20 protein-coding genes and 1 pseudogene are annotated in these 23241 nt (G+C 42.6%); 8 read left to right on the top strand and 13 right to left on the bottom strand.

The genetic code is table 11. The features are described from left to right. Nucleotides 1-231: 231 nt before the first annotated feature. Both MHN32_RS21455 and ggt read right to left on the bottom strand, forming a co-directional pair. A complete protein-coding gene (locus tag MHN32_RS21455; RefSeq protein ID WP_239422755.1) occupies nt 232-1926 on the bottom strand; it encodes an NAD-dependent malic enzyme in 1695 nt (564 codons plus the stop codon). Between the two features lie 172 nt (nt 1927-2098). Next, nucleotides 2099-3859, bottom strand: coding sequence for a gamma-glutamyltransferase (ggt, locus tag MHN32_RS21450; protein WP_227387125.1), 1761 nt, complete (start codon nt 3857-3859; stop codon nt 2099-2101). An 82-nt stretch (nt 3860-3941) separates the two neighbouring features. Between ggt and rrtA the strand changes: the two genes are divergently transcribed. Continuing rightward, entirely contained in the window at nt 3942-4526 is a 585-nt protein-coding gene (gene rrtA / locus MHN32_RS21445; protein ID WP_099029079.1) for a rhombosortase, read from the top strand. Nucleotides 4527-4551: 25 nt separating this feature from the next. On the opposite strand, the gene MHN32_RS21440 is transcribed toward rrtA, so the two are convergent. The 4 genes from MHN32_RS21440 to MHN32_RS21425 form a co-directional block, all read right to left on the bottom strand. After that, nucleotides 4552-7035 carry a prolyl oligopeptidase family serine peptidase gene (locus MHN32_RS21440; protein ID WP_239422754.1) on the bottom strand — a complete coding sequence of 828 codons (2484 nt, stop codon included), beginning with the start codon at nt 7033-7035 and terminating at the stop codon, nt 4552-4554. 358 nt (nt 7036-7393) lie between these two features. Next, nucleotides 7394-8542 (bottom strand): 5-(carboxyamino)imidazole ribonucleotide synthase, encoded by a 1149-nt coding sequence (locus MHN32_RS21435; protein WP_239422753.1) that lies wholly within the window; start codon nt 8540-8542, stop codon nt 7394-7396. Nucleotide 8543: 1 nt separating this feature from the next. Continuing rightward, nucleotides 8544-9026, bottom strand: a complete 483-nt coding sequence (purE, locus tag MHN32_RS21430) for a 5-(carboxyamino)imidazole ribonucleotide mutase (protein ID WP_102056812.1) — start codon at nt 9024-9026, stop codon at nt 8544-8546. 132 nt (nt 9027-9158) lie between these two features. Next, nucleotides 9159-9365, bottom strand: coding sequence for a hypothetical protein (locus MHN32_RS21425; protein WP_010604774.1), 207 nt, complete (start codon nt 9363-9365; stop codon nt 9159-9161). Nucleotides 9366-9494: 129 nt separating this feature from the next. Between MHN32_RS21425 and MHN32_RS21420 the strand changes: the two genes are divergently transcribed. Next, nucleotides 9495-10019, top strand: a complete 525-nt coding sequence (locus MHN32_RS21420) for a TetR/AcrR family transcriptional regulator (protein WP_239422752.1) — start codon at nt 9495-9497, stop codon at nt 10017-10019. A gap of 147 nt (nt 10020-10166) precedes the next feature. Then, entirely contained in the window at nt 10167-11027 is an 861-nt protein-coding gene (gene htpX / locus MHN32_RS21415; protein WP_239422751.1) for a protease HtpX, read from the top strand. Between the two features lie 43 nt (nt 11028-11070). Here htpX and MHN32_RS21410 read toward each other — a convergent pair whose 3' ends face one another. After that, complete coding sequence (locus tag MHN32_RS21410; protein ID WP_010604777.1) at nt 11071-11550, bottom strand: GNAT family N-acetyltransferase; 480 nt, start codon at nt 11548-11550, stop codon at nt 11071-11073. Between the two features lie 115 nt (nt 11551-11665). On the opposite strand from MHN32_RS21410, the gene MHN32_RS21405 reads away from it, so the two are divergent. Together MHN32_RS21405 and MHN32_RS21400 are read left to right on the top strand one after the other, a co-directional pair. Further along, the gene (locus tag MHN32_RS21405; RefSeq protein WP_010604778.1) at nt 11666-11869 is read left to right on the top strand and encodes a hypothetical protein; all 204 of its coding nucleotides are present in this window, start codon (nt 11666-11668) and stop codon (nt 11867-11869) included. Nucleotides 11870-12056: 187 nt separating this feature from the next. Further along, entirely contained in the window at nt 12057-13562 is a 1506-nt protein-coding gene (locus MHN32_RS21400; protein WP_239422750.1) for a hemolysin, read from the top strand. A 478-nt stretch (nt 13563-14040) separates the two neighbouring features. Here MHN32_RS21400 and MHN32_RS21395 read toward each other — a convergent pair whose 3' ends face one another. From MHN32_RS21395 to bioB, 5 genes are all read right to left on the bottom strand, one after another. Next, nucleotides 14041-15051: an IS110 family transposase gene (locus tag MHN32_RS21395; protein ID WP_239422749.1), complete on the bottom strand. Its 1011-nt coding sequence runs from the start codon at nt 15049-15051 to the stop codon at nt 14041-14043. A gap of 85 nt (nt 15052-15136) precedes the next feature. Continuing rightward, nucleotides 15137-15838, bottom strand: a complete 702-nt coding sequence (bioD, locus tag MHN32_RS21390) for a dethiobiotin synthase (protein WP_239422748.1) — start codon at nt 15836-15838, stop codon at nt 15137-15139. Next, the gene (locus MHN32_RS21385) at nt 15835-16614 is read right to left on the bottom strand and encodes a methyltransferase domain-containing protein (RefSeq protein ID WP_239422747.1); all 780 of its coding nucleotides are present in this window, start codon (nt 16612-16614) and stop codon (nt 15835-15837) included. The genes bioD and MHN32_RS21385 overlap by 4 nt, the downstream gene beginning before the upstream one ends. Continuing rightward, a complete protein-coding gene (locus tag MHN32_RS21380) occupies nt 16611-17753 on the bottom strand; it encodes an 8-amino-7-oxononanoate synthase (protein WP_239422746.1) in 1143 nt (380 codons plus the stop codon). The genes MHN32_RS21385 and MHN32_RS21380 overlap by 4 nt, the downstream gene beginning before the upstream one ends. 3 nt (nt 17754-17756) lie before the next feature. Continuing rightward, nucleotides 17757-18800 carry a biotin synthase BioB gene (gene bioB / locus MHN32_RS21375; RefSeq protein WP_010604783.1) on the bottom strand — a complete coding sequence of 348 codons (1044 nt, stop codon included), beginning with the start codon at nt 18798-18800 and terminating at the stop codon, nt 17757-17759. Between the two features lie 148 nt (nt 18801-18948). Here bioB and bioA point away from each other — a divergent pair, with 148 nt between their 5' ends. Beyond that, nucleotides 18949-20238 carry an adenosylmethionine--8-amino-7-oxononanoate transaminase gene (gene bioA, locus MHN32_RS21370; protein ID WP_174168854.1) on the top strand — a complete coding sequence of 430 codons (1290 nt, stop codon included), beginning with the start codon at nt 18949-18951 and terminating at the stop codon, nt 20236-20238. Nucleotides 20239-20426: 188 nt separating this feature from the next. Continuing rightward, a complete protein-coding gene (locus tag MHN32_RS21365) occupies nt 20427-21764 on the top strand; it encodes a lysine 2,3-aminomutase (RefSeq protein ID WP_102056818.1) in 1338 nt (445 codons plus the stop codon). A 409-nt stretch (nt 21765-22173) separates the two neighbouring features. On the opposite strand, the gene MHN32_RS21360 is transcribed toward MHN32_RS21365, so the two are convergent. Further along, nucleotides 22174-22587, bottom strand: coding sequence for a hypothetical protein (locus tag MHN32_RS21360; protein ID WP_227387121.1), 414 nt, complete (start codon nt 22585-22587; stop codon nt 22174-22176). A 189-nt stretch (nt 22588-22776) separates the two neighbouring features. Between MHN32_RS21360 and MHN32_RS21355 the strand changes: the two are divergent. Then, nucleotides 22777-23241: pseudogene (locus MHN32_RS21355) on the top strand (transposase); the annotation flags it as partial.

Raw genomic sequence — 23241 nt, 5'->3', positions numbered from 1 at the left:
TTTTGGTCGCGACGCTCGACTTGCCGCCTAGTAATCTAGGCAAAAGTTGAGCAACAATGAACAAAGCGCACTCAGGTGAACCCAAAGGGCAGCGCTTGACTGGCATTTCTACTGTGTTATCACCTGACTTACATAGAATAACTATGCTACGCAGGCTCTGCCTTGTATAAATACCAGTCAAACTGCTGCAAAAACAAACTTGAAAGATCAACAGGCCCTAAGTAAAAGTAATTAGACGCTACAGCGTTTGTAATTTCTATACTTAGGGAGCCAATAGTTTTTCTCTATCGCTGCCCAAATTGCGTCGTCTTCCATTTCAAGTGCAACGCCCTCTTCCATTGCTTTTTTAGCAACTGCAAAAGCAATTCGCTTACTCAACGGCTCAATTTCAGTTAGGGCTGGTAGTAAGCTACCTTTGCCCGTATTAGCACGTGGTGATGATTCAGCAAGCATTTCGCTCGATACCATCAACATGCTATCTGTAATACGGTTCGCTTTAGCTGCAAGTACACCAAGGCCGATCCCTGGGAAGATATAACTGTTATTACATTGAGGTATGATAATTGTTTGCTCACCATGTACTACAGGTTCAAATGGGCTTCCCGTAGCTACAATTGCTTGACCATCAGTCCACTCAATCACATCTTTTGGATGCGCTTCAACTTGGCGTGATGGATTACTTAGTGGGAAAATTATCGGCTGTTCGCACCCTGCATGCATCGCGCGGATCACTTGCTCAGTGAATAGACCTGCTTGACCTGACACACCAATTAAGATGTCTGGTTTTGCACAGTGCATTACATCTAATAAAGATGCAAATTCACCACTGTATGTCCAATCCGCAAGGTTGGCTTGTTGTTGAACTAGCGCTTCTTGGAAATCTCTTAGCCCTTCCATGCCCTCTGTCAGAAGGCCAAAACGGTCCACCATAAACACTTGGCTTCTCGCTTGCTCGTCGGTTATCCCTTCTGAAATCATTTGGCTAATAATTTGCTCAGCAATACCACAGCCAGCAGAACCTGCACCAACAAACACCACTCTTTGTTCCGAGAGCTTTGCCCCTTTCACACGGCAAGCGGCTAACAGCGAGCCTGCAGTAACCGCAGCGGTGCCTTGGATATCATCGTTAAAGCTACAGATTTCATCGCGGTAACGTTTCAAAAGTGGCATTGCATTAGGTTGTGCGAAATCTTCAAACTGTAACAGCACATTAGGCCAACGGCGTTTCACCGCTTTAATGAATAAATCTAGGAATTCGTCATATTCAGCTTGGTTGATACGCGGGTGTCTTGCGCCCATGTACATTGGGTCGTTGAGTAACTTCTCGTTGTTTGTCCCTACGTCAAGCATAACAGGCAACGTGTAAGCTGGGCTGATCCCACCACACACGGTGTAAAGTGCCAGCTTACCGATAGGAATACCCATACCACCAATACCCTGGTCGCCAAGGCCTAAAATACGTTCACCATCTGTAACCACAATAACTTTTACTTTGCCTTTAGTGGCATTTCGTAAAATATCGTCGATTTGATAACGGTCTTCATAAGAAATAAACAAACCACGAGAGCTGCGATAGATATCTGAAAACTTCTCACATGCATCACCTACTGTAGGGGTGTAGATGATTGGCATCATTTCTTCCAAATGATCGCGTACTAAACGGTAATACAGCGTTTCGTTGTTATCCTGAATAGCACGCAAGTAAATGTGCTTGTTTAGGTTGTCGCTAAAGCTTGAATATTGCTGATAACAACGCTCAACTTGCTCTTCAATTGTTTCGTAACGAGGAGGAAGTAGTCCTGCTAAGTTGAAATTTTCTCGCTCGCGTTGAGAGAATGCACTCCCTTTGTTAAGCAGTGGCGTTTCTAATAGTGTAGGACCTGAATAGGGAATGTAGAGATAATTTGGATCGGTTTGTTTAGTCATATTTACAAGCTTGACACTAATTTTTTAGTCTAAGGGTTCATTATTGTCGAAAAGGATTAAATTACAATGAATTTAGTGCTCATCAGACCATTATTAACGCGCTCCAGAGCACGTTAAACGCATTTTTCTGGAACGCAAAATTATAGCCTAAAAGCACTTAAGAAACCACGGCTTATTCGCTGCTTTCACCGAGTGCAACACCTTCTCTTCTTGGATCTGCGCCACCGATTAAATGTGTTCCACGAACCTCAATGGCATGTAGTCCTGAGTTTAAGTCGCGGATCTGTACTTCATGGCCTTTTTTCTCAAAGTAAGGTGCTTGTTTCGTCAGCTCTGTGCCTTTTTCAAGCGTTGTGTACTTATTGCGATTGGTGATTTTTGGTAAATCAATCGCAGCCTGAACAGATAACCCCCAGTCCAGTACACCAACTAAGGTTTGAGCAACATAGTTGATAATACGGCTGCCACCCGGTGAGCCGACTATCAATTTAAGCGACCCATCTTTATTAAACACCATTACAGGTGCCATAGAACTTCTTGGGCGTTTGTTTGCTTCTACCCGGTTAGCGACCCATTTATCCCCTACTTTTGGAGAAAGCGCAAAGTCGGTTAATTGGTTATTGAGTAAATATCCGTTGACCATCACCGTCGAGCCAAATGCCATTTCTATCGAGCTTGTCATAGAAATAGCATTACCCTCTGCATCTACAATCGACACATGGCTGGTCGAAGGTAATTCATAACTATCATCCATAGCATAAGCGAGTGTGCCCGAAGTTGGGTCGCCTACTGGAAAGTCGTGATTATCCATTTCACCGATAAGTTTGCTACGGCCTAATAGATATTGCTCGTTAAGCAATGCTTTTGCTGGCACTTCAACAAAATCAGGATCGGCTACGTAAAAATCTCTATCGGCAAACGCTAGGCGAGATGCTTGAGTAAAGAGGTGCAAAGCTTCTGGGTCGTTTGCCTTAAACTTACCTAGGTCGTACGGTTCCAGCAGTTTCATCATTTGCAAAACGGCAATACCACCACTGCTAGGCGGTGCCATAGAGCACACTTTATATACACGATATTCCGTACAGATAGCGTCTCGGGTTTTGCTCTTATAATGTTCCAAGTCGCTCAGCGCCAATTTTCCAGGTGCGATTTCAGACTTTTGCACAGCTTCCACTAATTGGGTGGCATTTTGCCCTTCATAAAAGGCTTGGATCCCTTGTGTTGCAACCTTGTAGTATAGGTTTGCCAAAGGCAGATTCTTTTTAAGGGTCCCTGGTTGTAGTGCTTTACCATTCGGATAGAAATATTCTTTTGCAGGACTGAGCTTTGTCAAACCAGGGTTGAGTTTTTTCTCAAGCAGCATATTTAAACGTGGAGAGACGATAAATCCGTCTCGAGCTAATTCAATCGCTGGTTTGAATAATTCCTGCCATGGCAGTTTACCGTATTTGTCATGTGCTGATTTAAACGCGTGTAAAATACCAGGCACACCAACAGAGCGACCGCCCACCACAGCCTCAATCCATCTAACCGCATTACCCGTATCATCTAAAAATAGATCAGGGCCTGCAAGTTTTGGTGCAGTTTCTCTTCCATCAAAACTAATTAATTCATTGCTTTTCTTGTCGTAGTGCAGGATAAACGCCCCGCCACCTACGCCTGAAGATTGCGGCTCAACCAAAGTAAGCACAAGTTGAGTCGCTATCATAGCATCAACCGCACTTCCCCCTTTTGAGAGCATCAATTGACCTGCTTTACTTGCATAGGGATTGGCAGCAACGACCATGTACTTTTCTGCGGTGCGCGCTTCTTTAGATTGGAAACCTGTTGCGGCTTCCGGCTCTCTAATTTCGATTTTTTGTTGCTCAGCTAAGGTGTTGGTTGAAAAGCTGAATGCGGCAATCACGGTTAGTGATGCAAGTGTATGTTTCATAATACCCACTTTGCTTACGTCTTATATTTGGCATCATAAAAGCAATTAGGCACAATATGCAAAAATAATAACGTGAAATCGTATGTTTGAACTTCCAACGAACAAAGAATATCTCATTGGCCCTGCGTCTTTGGCGATATTGTCAACAATACTAATGTTGTTCGGGCTTGGCCCACACTTAGATTTTGACAGAAATGCAATTGCTGATGGTGAATTATGGCGTATTTTGAGCGGCCAGTTTACCCATAGCAATTGGTATCACTTGATGCTAAACCTGCTTGGTATCTTATTTATTTGGCTATTACATGCCGAATATACAACTCTAAGAAAATATTGGCTGAATGTACTTTTTCTTGGCCTCTTTACTGGGCTCATGATTTTGCTATTTTCGCCAAACATTATTGTATATACAGGCTTGAGTGGCTTATTACATGGGCTTATCGTATGGGGAGCACTTGAAGATATTAAGCGCAAGCTAACAACTGGATATCTGTTGTTTATTGGTGTGTGGGCAAAGGTATGTTGGGAGCAATATGCGGGTGCAAGCGCTGATGTAGCCAAACTGATAGACTCGAGAGTCGCCATTGAAGCACATCTATTTGGTGCAGTTGGTGGTGTGGTTTTAGCTGTTATCTATTTATTTTATAAAACAAAAAAGCCAGCTTAAGCTGGCTTTTTATCCACTCATTTGATTACAAGTTTTCTTTGAACAGCTTGTATATACGACGGTATTCATCCAACCAACTTGATGGCTGTCTAAAGCCATGAGGTTCCACTGGATAAATCGCCGTTTCAAAGTCTTCCTTTTCTAGCTCAATCAGGCGTTGCACCAAGCGCACAACATCTTGGAAAAACACGTTGTCATCAACCATAGGTGCATTGATCAGAAGCTTGTTTTTCAAACCTTCAGCATGATAGATAGGCGAACTGCGTTTGTATGCAATTGGGTCTACATCTGGGCGATTAAGGATATTTGAGGTATACGGGTCGTTGTAATAGGCCCAATCGGTGACTGGACGTAAAGCTGCGCCTGCCTGGAATAGATCCGGCTGAGTAAATAGCGCCATAAATGTCATAAAGCCGCCGTATGAACCACCATAAGTACCTACAGCACCACGGTCAACATTAGCGTTGTTCACCATCCACTCAACACCGTCTGCCAAATCTTCGATTTCTGGTTTACCCATATGACGATAGATTGCCGTTCTCCAATCTCGGCCATAGCCCTTAGAGCCGCGATAGTCCATATCCATAACGACATAGCCTTCGCTCGCGAGGAGTGAATGGAACATAAACTCTCTAAAGTAGTTAGACCAACCCATATGAGAGTTCTGCAAATAACCCGCACCATGGTTAAAGATCACAGCCTTACGATTCTTACCCGTTTCGCCTTCTTGATAATCTGCTGGGTAATATACTTTTGCGTAGACAGGCTCACCTTGATGGCTTGAAGGAACCGCGACAATCTTAGGTGCAATTAGCTTCTTATTTAAAAATGCATCTGAGACCGTATTAGTGAGTCGTGACACCGCTGCTTTTGGCGCTGCATCCGCCACATAAAGTTCTGGAGGCATCATGATTTTTGAGTGAGTTAACAACAGCTTTTGCTCATCTGGGCTTAGCTGGTAATCAGTCAGACCATCTAAATCAGTTAACTGCTCATCTTCACCGTTTGCTAAATTGACGCGATAAATTTCGTATAAACCTGGGTGATCTTTATTGGCTTTGTAATAAACAAATTGACTATCTTGGGTTAAGGTTGGTTCAGAAACCACAAACTTCCCTGAAGTCATTGCTTTTGCTTTGCCGTTAAGCGGCTTAACATAAAGCTGGCTATATCCAGTTTGCTCTGAAAGATAGTACAAAGCATCTTGGTTGTTTAACCAGCCAAAATCATTGTAGGTGTAATTGATCCAAGCATTGTCATGTAGGCGGTGCTGAGAAACGAATTGTTGTTTATCAAAATCAACAGTTGCTAACCATCTGTCTTTATTATCCCAAGCACCAAGCATCACTGCGACTTGAGAACCGTCACTATTCCATTGGATAGCGGATTGACTCCAGCCCCATGTGTCGATCAGGTTGATATCACGTGGTGCTTTTTCACTCTTATATGATTCACCTTTGGCCTTAGCATTTTCGCGTTTCACCTCGGCTAGTACATCTTCATCAAAGCCAGGCAAAGTATCATAGCTCAGCGTGACTTGCTCTGATTTTGCTAAATCAATGAAAATCACATCAGAACTCATTGGTTTTGTGTCTGCAACGCGGCGGCGAGCTTTTACCGGATCAATGTCACCGTTTTGACTCACGTAGTTAGGCATGATGTCAGAGTCAGAACGACTTGGTTTATCATCGGTGATCACGGCGATTAACTTGTCACCAGTAGGTGCTAAGCTAACTGAGATAAGCGTTTTTCCTTTACCAAGATAAAACTGATTATCTTGGATGCTTGCGTTATTCGCTTCTATCTCTTGATTTCTAGCTTCTCGATCTTTGCTGTTTTTGTGCGTTAGCGCGACGAATTGAATCAGTTCGTGTTGCTGCTCAGCGATATATCCATTTGGCTCTTTTACCCCTTCTGGCTTATCCGATAAATGTAACTTTACCAGTTCTTTGGTTAAACCTGTGGCTAAATCGAACGCAAATAGCGCATTGCCTGAACGGTAAGCTAATCGGTTATCACTTAAGAATTGCGGTGCATACTCATAGTTCGAAGAATGAGTAACTTGTATCAAAGCGCCAGACTTCAGGTTTTTAACGAATATGTTGCCCTTAAATTCATAAGATTGTAGCGTCCGACCTTTATTATAAATCGCGTTTGCTGCACCAACAGCATGTAAATCTGACAGCGAAACCGCTTCGCTTGTTTGTGCGCTACTGACTTTAAATAGATCTCTTAACTCTGAACCAGCTTGCTTACGCTTATAGAAAACGGTTTTGCTATCGGCCCCCCAATACGCGCCTTCTGGTTGTCTTCCTAACCAATCAGGATGCGCCATTGCTTGTTTTAGGGTGATCTGCTCACCACCAAAATCAACGGGAGTAGCAACAACTTGTGGGACTGGTGAATTGGCTTCAACTTGTTGTGGTTTTGGGCTTACTTCAGTGGTCTGACAACCAGAAAGGAATAAACCTGAAGCGACTGCCATCGAGATAAGAGAGAGTTTCAACATGTGACTTTCTTATAATAGTTAAATTTGTCTAATTTAAGCAGAAAGCCAGCGGAATATCGACAGATTTAAGATTAAAAGCACAATGGGTGGGACAAAAAAAAGGCCAGCATAGGGATGCTGGCCAAATACTCTCTGCGCTCACATAGTCGTTGATGGACAACGAGTATGAAATGAGGCCTATCCGCGCCTCACATTAGTAGACCGCACTATCAGAAAAGAGTTCCAAAAATTACAGTAAAAAAATTAAATTTTTTATATCCAACCTGAGCTCTTCGATAAAGGAATGAGCTAACTCAATAGTTATCAGAAGCTTAGGTTTTTAGTTAACAATGGGCCTCTTTAGCTAAAAACAGTAGTACTAATTCAAAATTAATTGCTGAGCGGTTTCCATGACCCCAGGGTAGTCTGCTTCAGGCAAGATGTCAGCAAGCTCCGCAAGTGCTTCACCTAATTTATGCAGTGAGTCAGCTGAAACATTGATATGCCCCATTTTTCTGCCCGGTTTCGCATCTTTGCCATACCAGTGACTGGTTGTCCCCGGAACAGCAAGAACTTGCGATGGAATGTGACTTTGCCCTAAAACATTAATCATCGCGGTTGGGCGAAGCAGCCTTGTATCACCAATCGGTAAACCGGCAACGGCGCGAATATGGTTTTCAAACTGGCTTACATGGGCACCTTGTTGAGACCAATGTCCTGAGTTATGTACCCTAGGCGCTATTTCATTAACCAATAATTGACCTTCAACATCGAAAAACTCAATAGCAAGTACACCAACATAATCGAGTGCATTCGCAAGTTTCGCAAATGCGTCTTCCGCTTGCGATTGAATATTGGCTTTCTCTTTCCCGGCAATTGATAAGGTCAGTACACCATTGGTATGCTGGTTTTCAGTCAACGGATAAATTTTACATTCGCCATTTTTTGCTCGCACACCAATAATCGACACTTCACGGTCAAACGGTATCATTTTTTCAGCAACGATAGAGTGAGGCTGTGCTTCAGTGCCTGCTTGCAAAAACTCGGACATTTCGGCCCAAGTACTATCTATTTCAGACTCTGATTTAACTCGCCATTGCCCTTTCCCATCATAGCCTGCCTGACAGGTTTTAACGACCAAAGGCATGCCTAACTCATCAATCGCTGTGAGAAAATGCGCTTTATCCGTAATGATTTTGAAAGGAGCACAAGGCACAGATGTTTTATCTAGTAGTGCTTTTTCTTTCGCGCGATCACCACCGGTGGCGATTGCTTCTGCGCCAGGGTAGAACTTACCGCTTTGTTCGCAAAGCGCTAAAACATCATGTGGAATATGTTCAAATTCTGCAGTGATGGCATCAGCATTGTCAATGGCTTGCTGTAATGACTCTGGTATTGTTGCAAAGGTAACGGGGTTTATTACCGTTTGCCTGCCAACATCATAGGCCAACACTTTTATATCAAGATGAGTTGACGATAGACTCATCATACGGGCTAATTGTCCCGCCCCTAAAACAAGAATATTCATGTTATTTCGCAGGATCTGGATTAGCTAATACCGTTTCTGTTTGTTCTTTTCTGAACGCTTCTACTTTTGCAAAAACCTCAGGCTGCTGACAACCTAAAATTTGAGCAGCTAGCAAACCGGCGTTTGCAGCACCAGCGTCGCCAATCGCTAACGTACCTACCGCAACACCTTTAGGCATTTGGCAAATTGACAGTAATGAGTCCACGCCATTTAGCGTTTTTGATTTTACTGGAACGCCAAGTACAGGCAGACTTGTAAATGCTGCCGCCATACCTGGTAGGTGTGCAGCACCGCCAGCACCGGCAATGATAACTTTGATCCCACGTTCTGCTGCTGTCGAAGCATAATCCGCTAAAAGCTGTGGAGTACGGTGAGCTGAAACCACTTTAGTTTCATAATCAATACCAAATTTATCTAACATTTCAGCTGCATGTTGCATTGTAGGCCAGTCTGATTTTGAGCCCATAATGATGCCAACGGTCATAATAATTCCTCGACTAATTTTGAACGATACAGGGCTAAGGTCCTTCACACCTTAGCTGCGGGCATTATACCTGAGTTCGTCTTTAATGCGAAGAATCAACTTATTGCAATTATCACGCGATGACACCCTGAGTTATTTAGACACTATCAATTCTTCAATACTTAATGCTTTAGCACGGTTAAAGTGAGAGAAAAACGTTTTGGGACCCATAATTAGGCATAGCACCGCGAGACCACCTGGGATCAGCACAATTTTTAAAGCTGGGCCAAGAATATAGCTGTAAAAAAAGATAAAAGGGATGAATAGAATGTATCCGATGAATAAGCTCAAATATTGCATAACAACTCCTATTGAAATTTAATGAGCACGCTCAATTATAATAATGAGCGCGCTCATTATTTGCAAACTTTATCTCTTAAATAATCTGGAATTGTGCTACACTCTCTTCGCAAATAAAAAGGTAACCATATGAAAAAAAGAGAAATTACGTACAATAAAATTCTCAGTGCTAGTTGGCAGCTTTTTCAAGACAATGGTTTTGAAAACACCACAACTCGGCAAATTGCCCAAGCAGCAAACGTGGCAACGGGAACGGTTTTCTCTCACTTCCCCACTAAGCTCGACATGCTCAAAGTCGCAATGCATAACCAAATAGATGAACTAATTAATGAAGCGAAAACATCAGATGAGCAGCATAGTGCCAGCTTAAAGTTACGCCACTATGCAAAGTATTTATTTGCTTTTTATCTTAGCAATAGAGATTTCAGTAAAGAGCTGCTTTGTGGGATTATTTGGCATAGCGAATTCTTTAAGGGGCAACTCAATTTGTTCAAACACTTGTTATTCAGTGAGCAGGAATACAGTGAGTTGAAAGCAACCGTTATGATGGACTGCTACTTTATGACCTTATTAGAAGGGTTAAGCAATGAGCATAGTTCTGTTGACCAGATGCTGCATTCTCTATCTCAGAAGTTGAAACTGGTTAACCAATAAATTGTATGATGTGTTCTTTATTGAATATTCATACGAATTTACTTGTGCTTTTGAACTTCTGACCATATAAAGCATCTAGGACTAGTGTAATAAGCAAGTGCTTGGGAAAAGTTACTTAGTTCCTTATTTTTGTCTAACGAGGTCAAAATGAAACGCGTCATCTTATTCCTTATCACTAACTTAGCAGTAATGCTTGTGTTAGGAATTGTGTTATCTATCTTAATGTCTGTGTTTGGTATTTCTAACCGAAGCTATACAGGCATTATGGTTATTGCTGCCGTATTTGGATTCGGTGGTTCTTTTATCTCTCTTTACATGTCGAAGTGGATTGCAAAGAAATCAACAGGTGCCCATGTTATTGAGCAACCACGAAACGAAACTGAGCATTGGTTAGTTTCTACTGTCGCAGAGCAAGCTAAAAAAGCAGGAATTGCGATGCCAGAAGTTGCGATTTACGACAGCCCTGAAATGAATGCGTTCGCAACCGGGCCGAGTAAAAATAACAGCTTAGTTGCTGTGAGTACTGGCCTACTCCACAACATGAATCAAGACCAAGCAGAGGCTGTTCTTGCGCACGAAGTGTCACACGTTGCAAATGGCGACATGGTTACACTTACCTTGATCCAAGGTGTTGTAAATACCTTTGTTATATTCTTCGCTAAAGTATTGGCGGGTATTGTTGATAACTTCTTGCATGGCGATGAAGAAGAGTCAGGTGGAAGCTGGACATATTTTATTTTTGATATGATATTCCAGATCCTCTTTGGTATTCTGGCTTCTGTTGTTGTCGCTTACTTTAGTCGTAAACGAGAATTTGCAGCTGATAAAGGTGCAGCGGATTTAGTCGGTGCGCAAAAAATGCGTTCAGCATTAGAGCGTTTGAAGCACAACCATGAATCGCAATTAGAAGGCTCAATGATGGCTTTTGGTATTGCTTCAGGTAAGTCTATTGCAGACTTCTTTGCTTCTCACCCACCACTTGATGAAAGAATTCGAGCACTTTCGTAACTCTTTTCACATTTGTACTAGGGCAACGATTACGTTGCCCTTTTTATAACTCAATTTTATACAGATTATTTCCAACAGCGCAAAACCCCAAACGCTTGAGTAGGTTTAATGAACGAAGATTATCAGCCGATACATGCGCCAAAACCACATTGAGCTTAAACTCAATCTGGCTTTTGTTTGCAAATAGACAACGTAAAGCTTCAAACATCACGCCTTTACCCCAATAATCAGGCATTAATTCATAGCCAATATGTAGGCCCTCAATATCACCGTCTTCGTGATAGAAACCAATACATCCAATCACCGCTTTAGTGCTTTTACACACGAGGCAAAAACGACCACCTATACCTTCATATTGACGCTCAATATCCATTTGGATCATGCACTTAAGGTCTACTTCAGTGAGGTTATCGCCGTAATCGTTATACGCTTTTACCTGCGGTAAATTAAGTAACGCTAATAACTGCGGATTATCTTTGTGCCTTATGGGCCTGATGACTAGCCTTGGTGTTTCAAATTCCATAAAATGCTCAGGTCTAAGTATCTGCCGCAATGGTAGCACTTATTGCAGCACATATACCTTTCAATATTATGATCGCTTGCATTGCTTTATAATTTAGCATTTTTGGAGAATGAATATGAGTCAAGAGTTCACCGTTATCCCACCAACGACAAAGGTTTACTGCCCAGAGAGAGGTGAAGGCTGGACTTTAACGGGCATTACAGGGATCGATGAAAATGCATCAGTGATGTTTTCTGGCGTACGCTATACCATCTCAGCAAAAGAAATTGTTGAGTCATTATTGCCAAACTTTAAAAATAGGCAAGAATCAAATAATTAGTACTTTTTAACTATTTTACTGTTGTAAAAGTGTAAATTATGATCAATTATAGCGCTAGATTGCAAAGTCAATAATGGAAGCGCCCGCCTTAAAGGATTAAGTCATCGCATTGAGTTGGACTCAATTGCGAAGACATTGCTTTGTGTTGTTTTAAGTTACAGGACGTACACTTTTTAGGGTTCCTGCTATGTTAAAAGCATCACTCACAACACTTGGTTTACTCTCAACATTACTTTCCACATACACCTATGCAGATAGTTGCCCAGGTCAGGTTTTTGGTATTAACGCTGGCCGCGGCGATATTGGTATTTTGTTTGGCCTAGATGAAGGTGCAGGACAAGCCAGCGCCAATAGTTTAGCCGCTTTTAGTTCGGCAGCACTCGCCTATGATACTAGCAGTGCGCGTTGGTACTATGCATCCGCACCAAGGCCAATCGATTATAAAGTTGATACCAGTCATCTAAACTTACCAGCTGACGCAGATATTCCCATTGAAGGTAAAAAACATCGCTATGTTCAACTGGCATATTTTGATGGAACCTCTCATACCATAGTCGGTAGAACGGCTTATTTGGTGGGATTGGCATATGACAGCACAAACGATAGACTCATTGGAACGAGTTACGATTCTATTTACAGCATAGATAAAAACACAGGCGACGCGACTAAGCTCTCGGATCTCCCCTCATTGGCGGGAAAATACCGCGGCGATCTTGAGTTTTATAATGGTCGCTTAATCCTAGTCACGAGTGCAGCCGTTTACCAAGTTAATACCAACGACTTTTCTGTGACTAAATTATCTGATCACGACCTAACTGCCGTTACAGGGGCAAGCCTTAATAGTAACGGAGAGCTTATTATCAGTCGCGTTATCATTAATGACGCCGGACACACCAACAAAAGTGCGATTTATAAGTTAAACCCTGATACAGGAAGCACCTGTTATATCAATACATTACCAATACGAGTAAATGACCTTACATATAACCCAAATGGTAGCAGTACATGCTATACCGTTTCTGGTTGCGGCGGCACACCAACCCCTCCTTCGCCACCGTCTTTTACGTTAACGAGTATTGAAAACACGGTTTATGAAGGAAGTACCCTTAGCTATCAAATTACCTTAAGTAAAGTTTTCGAGCAGGACGTCAGCTTTTCGGTGGCGGTCAATGATGTGACAACGCAATCAGATGACTACGTAGCACCATCTACTTCATTGGTAATACCTGTGGGCAGCACAACAGCTACCATTCAAATAGCAACAATAGACGATACTGAGTACACTGGCGATCGGGAACTCTCTTTGGGCGTAACTGGCGTGAGCAATACCTCAGGCAATGAAACCCTATCGGGAAACATACTCGACAATGAAACCGCATGTGTGCCTGACAACTACACGCGGATCAATTACGCGTTCGTCAGAGAAGACTCATTATTCAATAATGACTGGGGTATCAAAGTAAATGGCCAGTATATTAAATTGCTTGATGAATACGGCAGTGCCGGCAGCTATGACATCCTTCAAGGACAATCCTTTACCTATGTGCTCGCTATTGATGGTAACAGTAATGCTCTATCAACCAAGTACCAAGTTTCAGGTACCAACCAACGTTGGGAAGATCAAAACGATAATGATTACAATGACTTTGAGGTCAGTGTGACAACACAAACCATTCAAAAAGGTTGTAATTAACAGACTCAAAGCGGCTTACTACTTTTAGAAGCCGCTTTGTTTAACCTGAGGTTTGGATAAGGAATGAGCTAACTCACTGTTTTTTTAACCACCTTAAACTATCTTCTTATCTAGCCAGAGAGTTTTGGGGATAACTAGGCGAATTTACGCACCAATAGCTGGCTATTGGAAGTGAATTCAACGCAGTTAGCGCTAAAACTGACTGCTAGAAAGGCATTAATTATCCGCAGCTCATATATGGTCTCCTCCCTTATTGCAAGGTTTCTTTAGTAAATAACAGGGACAGGATTGCTGTCATATATACGGTCTGTTAATGAGTTCTATTTGAAACTCTGACCTCGATGTAAATCGCGCATATTGCCCTAATCAGGTTATCGGTATTTAGCTACCCCTGAGCTCGACAGGTTTTCAATATGCCGGTTTGACCTGTTATGTCATCTACTTCAGTCACTTTCGCAATTCGGTGAAAGAAATCTACTTATCTTGCTTGATATGCCTCTTTTGATACTGTAATTGCCCAAGCCACTCTAGCCATTTTATTCGCATAAGCGACGCAGGCTTTATTATGCCCTCGCGTTTGTACAAGTCGATTTATCCAAAGACTCAGTTGGTCTGTTTTATACTTTGCTCTCGATACAACCGATTTCGCCCCTTGAATAAGTAAACACCTCAAATATCGATTACCACGCTTACTTATCCCGAGCAAAACTGATTTTCCACCTGTACTACGTTGCTTGGGCACGAGTCCTAATGAGGCTGAAACATCTCGCCCTTTTGTATAACCACTACCATTACCCACTTCGTTAAAGTAACTACTAGCAACTATTGGCCCTATGCTCGGAATACTCTGTAAATTAACGCATATCTCATTGTTTTTAACTTGCTCTTTTATCTGTTGATTGTACGTTTCAATACTTTCATCAAGCACTTGTAGGAGTTTATAGAGTTGGCTAAGCACTTGTTTAAAGCTCGTGGTCAATACTCGCTCCTCACCTAACAAAGCAGCCACTTCTTTGCGAACATTTTCGATACCTTTAGTAATGGCAATGCCGTACTCAAGTAGCAAACCTCGAATTTGATTACTCAGCGCTGTTCGTTGACCAATTGCAAGCTCTCTCACTTTATGGATTGTTTGACTATCTTGCTGCTCTAATGTTTTCACTGGAACTGAGCGAATATGTGCCTGCTGTGATGCGATTAAAATTGCATACGCATCGTTGTAATCATTTTTATTCCCCGTCAAAAATGGCTTCACGTGTTGTGGTGGTATGAGCTCAACTTGAAAACCTAATTGGCTAATTTCACGACCCCAATAATTAGAGGTTCCACACGCTTCCATGACTAATTTACAATTTGGCATTTGTGCCAAATAAGTCAGTAGTTGACGACGTTTAATAGCTTTCTTTACTACAATCTTATTGGATAGATTGCATCCAATAAAATGAAAAATATTTTTTGCGATGTCGATACTGATTGTTGTAATCTGCATTTGGTCTTCTCCCATTTTGATTGTTTGCAATTCAATCATGGCACACCGATGCCGAGTGTGGGAGGAGACCATTACATCAGGTTACTTAGTATTGACTGGTACCTGATTTTAGCTCAAACAACTCTAATAACGCTGAGCGAAGCTGTAGCTTTGGTGTGCCCTCACTGTAAGGCGCTGTTGCAAGCAGCGGACAGTCTAGACGAAGCTTTAAACTTTCAAGGTTTTCTTCAAATACAGACATCTCAGGGTCAATCTGGTTTGCAATCCACCCAACCAAATTCAGTCCTTTTTGCTTGATAGATTCTGCCGTTAAAAACGCATGATTCAAACAGCCTAGCTTCATGCCAACCACTAAAATAACGGGAAGTTGTTCTCTGACGACCCAATCATACAGATATTCGTTGTCGTTAATGGGCAATGCCCAGCCACCTGCACCTTCACATAATATATACTCAGCGCCTAGTTGCTGAATTTCACTAAAGCGCTCATGTAGCTTATCGACTGTGATGTCAACATTTACCTGTCTTGCTGCAATATGCGGGGCAATTGCTGGTGCAAAACAAAATGGGTTAACTTGCTCGTAAGTACCGTGCACCGTCGCAGCTTCCATTAAACTGATAGCATCGACGTTCACTAGTTCACCAAATGCCTCTTCAGCATCCGCCGCAATCGGCTTAAAGCCAAAAGCCTTTTTGCCGTGCTTAGCCAACAGTTTCAGTAATAAAGTAGAAATATAGGTTTTACCTACTTCTGTGTCGGTCCCAGTTACAAAATATGCTTGATTCATTTCCTTAACTCCAAAAATCCGACTTGATAACTGACATCAAAACCATTTTCACTCTCAGGGTAGCTACTCAGCAGCTGAGCGTAAGCTGATTTGCCTAACAAACCTTGTCGACGAGAAGCGGTTTTTACATCGTTGGCACCGATATTTTTTACCGAGCGCAACGCCTTTAACGGTGTGTCAAAACTATCAATCAATAACGCTTCATCCGCCCAAGTCACTGCGAATCCGGCTTGTAGAGCAAAAGATTTAAGTGCCGACAGCGAATAAAATGAATTGATATGGCCACACTCATCAATGGCTCGCCATGCGCTATCGATTTCGTTTAACGAGCCGTCAAGCACTGAGCTTAGCAACACTCGTCCTTCTTTTTTTAGTACTTCATACAACTGCGCAAACAACGCTTGCGGGGAATTAGACCACTGAATTGCAAAATTACTAAAGACTAAGTCGATACAATTTGACTGAATAGCGAGTTTATCCATATCACAGCAAACACTATTTGTCGTATTTTCAGCGCTTGCCAACATAGCCAAGCTAAGATCCGCTCCAACATAATGATTCGTGAAGGCATTTAATCTATGAAAGTTTTCATGTGGCCCGCATCCTAAATCGAGCAACCTAGGAAACATACGCACCGCACCAAGCTCGCTATTTTGCTGTGTTAAACGTGAAAAGAGTACATCTGCGGCCTGTTTTTGTACGTTGGCGTGTTGAGAGTATGATTGCGCGGCTTTTGAAAAGCACTTTGCTGTTTGCGTCTTTTGTGCTTTGCTCATGCTCCCTCCACTAAGGCCGAAACTAATTTGTCTATATCTTCGTGACTGTGCTGTGCCGTTATTGTAATTCGCAATCGTGCGGTATTTTGGGGCACCGTTGGTGGCCTAATAGCCCCAACCCAAAGTCCCTTTTCCTTAAGTTTATGTTGCGCCGCTAATACATTTTCGCTGCTACCATACACAAGAGGCTGTATGGCCGTATCACTTGGAATGGGAGATAAGTTGGTTTGTGCAACTAACGACTTAAAATAGTCGATGTTTACTTGTAATTTGTGTCTCGCTTCAGATGCAGCAAGCAATTTATTCAACTGGCATAATGCAACGCTTGCCATAATAGGCGACAACGCCGTTGTATAGATAAACTCACGATTAAATTGCGTCATGTAATTTATCACATCATGACTTGCTAATACCGCAGCTCCTTGACAGCCCATCGCTTTGCCAAAGGTGATCACCAAAATTTCAGGTTTAATGCCGCTTTCAATCGTGCCAAGTCCTTGCGCTCCCACAACGCCAAACGCATGAGCGTCGTCGACCATGAGCCACGCAGAATGAGACTTAGCCAGCACACTGATTTCAGATATCGGCGCTTTGTCTCCATCCATAGAAAACACCCCTTCAGTCACAATGAGTTTACTGTCGGCTTTGGTTTTTTCTAATCGAGACCTTAAGTGCGTCAAATCATTGTGATTAAAGCGAACAAACTTAGCGCTACCCGCTAAACCACCGTCTAACAGGCTGGCGTGGTTGAGCTTATCTTGGAACACCGCAGCGCTTAATTGCTTTTCTTGGGGCGTGAACAATGCCTTTAACACACTGGTATTAGCGGCAAAACCGCTTGGAAATAACAGTGCTGCATCATAACCCAAAACGCTGCAAAGCTTATCCTCTAGCTGACGGTGAATATCAAGATAACCCGTAACAAGCGCCGAACTACGGCTTCCGGCTTCAGTGCATGCGAGAGCGTTAAATTCCAACGAGTCTGCAAGTCCCAGGTAGTCATTGCTGGCAAAGTTAATATATTGCTGATTAGCAATTTTAATTCTACTTGCAGAGGCCTTTTCAACCACAATGCGTTTTCTTAGCAACCCGTCAGCGTGACGAGCTGCTAAGGCAGATTGAATATACTCAAACGACATTGATTAGTTGGCTTCGTAAAATAGCTCTGATGTCGCCTTGTCCGCAATTGCAGAGCTTAACGATGCCTCATAGGCCTCATCCGAATAATCTTCACGTTTTTCAGGGTTCATCCCAAGTTTTCTGATGAGGTTCATATCGGCGTCTGCTTCCGGGTTTTCCGTGGTTAATAGCTTATCACCATAGAAAATTGAGTTAGCGCCAGCGAAGAAACACATCGATTGCATCTGTTCATTCATTGCCGTTCTACCTGCAGATAAACGCACGTAACTGTGTGGCATCATGATGCGCGCAACCGCAATAGTACGGATAAACTCAAAGTGATCGAGATCATCAACATTTTCAAGTGGCGTGCCCTTAACCTTAACAAGCATGTTAATCGGTACACTTTCAGGTTGTTTTGGCAGGTTTGCTAATTGGATCAGCAAGCCATAACGATCAGATGCCTGCTCTCCCATTCCTACAATACCACCAGAGCACACTTTCATTCCTGCATCTCTTACGTGATCAAGGGTATCGAGTCTGTCTTGATAAGTTCTTGTCGTGATAATCTGCTCGTAGTATTCAGGTGAGGTGTCCAAATTATGGTTGTAATAATCCAGGCCCGCTTCTCTTAGCGTGTGCGCTTTTTGATTATCCAGTTTACCCAAAGTCATACAGGTTTCTAGACCTAGCTCTTTAACTTCTTTCACCATTTTGGCGATATAAGGCATATCTCTGTCTTTTGGATCAGACCAAGCGGCGCCCATACAAAAACGCGTCGCGCCCTTTTCTTTAGCAAGCTTAGCTTGAGTTACAACCTTTTCCACTTCCATCAAACGCTCTCGTTCAAGATCAGTTTTGTAATGACCTGACTGTGGGCAGTATTTGCAATCTTCAGGACAGGCACCCGTTTTGATAGACAGCAAAGTGGAGATTTGAACTTCATTGGGATTGAAGTGTTTGCGGTGAATACTTGCTGCATAAAAAAGTAAGTCGTTAAAAGGCATGGTGAACAGTGTTTTTACTTCTTCATGTGTCCAATCGTGTCTTAGCGCGCCTAATTCCATATTTTCATTCTCTTTTTATTCTTGCCTAAATTTACAACACGAGTATTTTCTAGTGATTAAATTTAGCGCAGTCAAACTGACGGTGATTGGCTTAGTCTACTTCTTAGCTTAGTATTGTCAACGTTACATGCGCCCACAAGGTTTACAAATGAGCAATAAACAGACAATCGATATTGAATTTGATCGCAAGCATATATGGCACCCTTATACATCGATGATTGACCCTCTGCCCGTCTATCCAGCCGCAAGAACATTCGAGAACAAAATTGAGCTTGAAACTGGCGAAACTCTCATTGACGGTATGGCATCCTGGTGGAGTGCTGTGCATGGTTATGGTCATCCAGAAATAATCACGGCGATAAAAAATCAAGCAGACACGATGAGCCATGTCATGTTTGGGGGGCTAACTCATCAGCCTGCAGTGGAGTTATGCAAACTACTTGTGGAGCTAACCCCAGCCCCACTTAATCGAGTATTTCTAGCCGACGGTGGCTCAGTCAGTGTTGAAGTTGCAATCAAAATGGCGATCCAATATTGGTTGAGTAAAGGCAAAAAGAACAAAACCCAAATAATGACAGCCAAAAAGGGCTATCACGGTGATACATTCGCGGCGATGAGCGTTTGCGACCCTGTGAATTCAATGCATGCCATGTACCAAGGCTTTTTACCTGAGCAAGTGTTTGTCGATGCCCCTAAAAGTGAGTTTTACGGCAGCCAAAGCCAAGATGAACTTAACACGTTAGAAACCGCATTTGCTGCTCATCATGAAAAGGTCGCGGCATTTATCATCGAACCGATAGTACAAAATGCAGGCGGTATGAACTTCTACCACCCTGAATATCTCAAGGCGATTCGAGCGCTATGCGATAAGTATGAGGTGCTACTAATTTTAGATGAAATTGCGACTGGATTTGGCCGTACAGGTAAAATGTTTGCCTGTGAACACGCAGGGATCTCACCGGATATTATGTGTGTTGGCAAAGCGCTTACTGGCGGAAACATGACGCTCGCGGCCACTTTGGCAACAGAAGATGTGGCTTTGGGTATTAGCCAAGGCGAAGCGAAAGTGTTAATGCACGGACCAACTTTTATGGGAAACCCGCTAGCGTGTGCTGCCGCAGTTGCTAGTCTCACTATCTTAAAGCGCCAAGAAACAATGGCCAATATTGAACGAGTCGCGAGCGCGCTTAACGCACTCAAGCGCTGTCTTAATCTAAATGCAGTAATAGATGTCAGGGTTCTTGGTGCGATTGGCGTGGTGGAAGTGGAAAGGGTTGTTGATGTTGCAAAAATCCAAAAATTCTTTATTCAGAAAGGTGTCTGGATAAGACCATTTGGCAAGCTAATTTATATTATGCCGCCTTATATCACCTCAAATGAAGATATTGAATCACTCATTGACGCGATTTATATTGCCATTGACGGCGAACACTTCTAAAACACAATAAATTTGGAATTAGGTCTATTTCATGACCTAATTCTAACAATGCAATCTAAAATCATGGCGCATAATCAATAAAATTACGTTATTTCGAACTTTCCTCGCTTTGTACCTGAAATGACATCAATGGTATGTTACCATGCTCGCTTTTATCATTAGCAAATGAGAAAAGAGACATATTATCTATGCAGCAAACCGTCAAATTGCAGCCAGCTGAAGCTTATCAGCCCCCTCGTTTTACTGTTTACCAACACCGCCAAATTGATAAGATTGAGCAATTGGATAAACTACCTGAACACCTTCGCTTTCAAATGAAAGTCGTCGCCAACGTGTTTCCTTTTCGCGTTAATAACTTTGTCATTGAAGAGCTCATAGATTGGGACAAAGTGCCTAATGACCCTGTTTTTCAATTAACTTTCCCACAGCGCGGTATGTTGGATGACGAGTCATACGAGCAAATGGCCAACTTGTTAAGTCGTGAACATACACCAGAAGAAGTGTTTAACCTCGCAACCAAAATTCGTCAAAAGTTAAACCCGCACCCAGCTGGTCAAATGGAAAAAAATGTTCCTGAGTATGAAGGTGAACGCGTAGACGGAATCCAACACAAATATAAAGAAACAGTGTTGTTTTTCCCGTCTCAAGGACAATACTGCCACTCATATTGCACTTTCTGCTTCCGCTGGGCGCAGTTTGTTGGAAAGGCAACTCGCTTCAATAATAACGACGCCGAGCTGCTCCACAACTACTTAGCCGAACACACTGAAGTGACCGATCTATTGATGACTGGTGGCGATCCTATGGTAATGCGCACCGTTAAATTGCGTAAATACCTGGAGGCGCTAAAAGAACCAAGGTTTGACCATATTCGTACCATCAGGATCGGTACTAAATCTCTCACTTTTTGGCCGTTTAGATACGTCACCGATCCAGATGCACAAGAGCTGTTAGCCTTACTAAAAGAGCTGGTTGATGCCGGAAAGCATGTATCAATCATGGCGCACGTTAACCACAAACAAGAACTGCGTACTGATGTCACACGTGAAGCGATTAAACTCATCCGCAAAACAGGTGCACAGATCAGAACACAAGCACCGCTTTTAAATAATATAAACGTAGACGCTGACATGTGGGCTGACATGTGGAAAGAGCAAACACAGCTTGGCATGATCCCCTACTACATGTTTATCGAGCGTGATACCGGCGCTAAGCGTTACTTTGAAATCCCGTTACATAAAACGTGGGAAACTTTCCGTGAAGCTTATAAGCAAGTCTCTGGTGTGAGCCGCACAGTTCGAGGCCCTTCAATGAGTGCAGGTCCTGGAAAAGTTGAAGTGTCTGGCGTAACCGAAGTCGCGGGCGAAAAAGTATTTGTGCTGCGCTTTATTCAAGCTCGAAACCCTGACTGGGTGCAGCGTCCATTCTTTGCCAAGTTCGACGAGAATGCCCACTGGCTGGATGACTTAAAACCTGCATTTGGGGAAGAAAAATTCTTCTGGCAGGACGAGTACGACGCCATGTAAATGTGAAAATATCAAAAAGCCAGCAAATTGCTGGCTTTTATTTTATCTGGCGCATTTAAATAACCTAGTGCTTGAATAAGATACGAGCTAACTCATTGCTTTTAAAATCACAGTGAATTATTTCCTTATCTAACCAGATAGTTTTGCAGATAACTGGCTGCTAAAAGCATTAATTTGAATAATGTTTTAACTGTATCTATCAGGTTTGATTGCTAGGGCTTACCCAAATCTGACTGTCGCATAAGCGCCAAACTTGGCCGTTCAACAGCAGCTTCATATCTTAAAACCAATTGCGATAAAGGGCACTCGACTGACTCGTATTTGGACAAAATGAGTAGGGAGAACGTCTGTATTAGGTGAGTTTCGCATAAAAATTTCTATGGCGCGAAGTTAATAGCCTTGTTAGTAGCTATGTCCAAAGCGCCCACCTGATATGAATTAAACGAATCAGCATCTGGTTTTCTTCTTGATACTTTTCTTCGCTACAAGGATTATCATCTTCCTCATAAGATTGCCACCAAGCATACAACGCTTCTAGTTCCTTCTTGGCTGCTCGGTGTTTATCATCAGCGTCCCAATCAGTATGGCCGCTTAATAACTCTTCCTTTTCTACGCAATCAGAAAGTAGCTGAAAACAAGCATGGAGCATGACAGAATCTTTATCCCGCCATCCTTCATTAAGAGTATCAATTTTCAAAATATTTCCAGGTTCCACGGATTTCCTTTTGGCTACTAACGCCTTAATAAACGGCGGAAAATAGCAGGCTAAACTAAGCGAAGAATGAGCGCAAGCCTGCTGTTTTGCGTCCTTTGGTTTAGGCACTTGTGTACGCCCGACATGGGAATTAACTAATGAGGTGAAAGTCCTCTGTAGGAAGATCACCGTTTAAATAACTGATTGATACAAATCGCTTAATTTGTACAAATCGCTGACACCCACCTCTAATTTGCACCTTCCTAAGATACCACCTAAGCTTTAGCTCTGCACTCAATGGATTGAGGAAACCAAACTATGGCAACTGCCCGTAAAAGACAAATTAGTTTAACCGACACCAAATATTATCACTGTATCTCCCGTTGCGTCAGGCGCGCATTTCTCTGTGGCGAAGATAAATTTACTGGTAAATCATATGAACACCGCCGTGATTGGGTTGAAGAAAAGCTCTTGATGTTGGCTTCCATATTTTGCATTGATGTTTGTGCTTATGCCGTGATGAGTAATCATACTCACATTGTTTTATATGTTGATGACAAAAAGGCGAAACGTCTGTCGGATGAAGCAATTGTGATGCGGTGGCACAAGTTGTTTAAAGGCAATTGGATAAGCCAAAAATTTACTGAAGGTGAGCCACTCAATGAGTCGGAGCAATTGATGCTAGATGAGCATGTCGCCAAGTACAGGGAAAGGCTCGCAGATATTAGCTGGTTTATGCGAGTGCTTAACGAAGACATCGCCCGCCGAGCAAATAAAGAAGAT

The organism is Pseudoalteromonas sp. Of11M-6, from assembly GCF_022347905.1.
Classification (GTDB): domain Bacteria; phylum Pseudomonadota; class Gammaproteobacteria; order Enterobacterales; family Alteromonadaceae; genus Pseudoalteromonas.
Note: the sequence above shows the minus strand (reverse complement) of the source record. Positions and strands in the feature narration are given on the sequence as shown.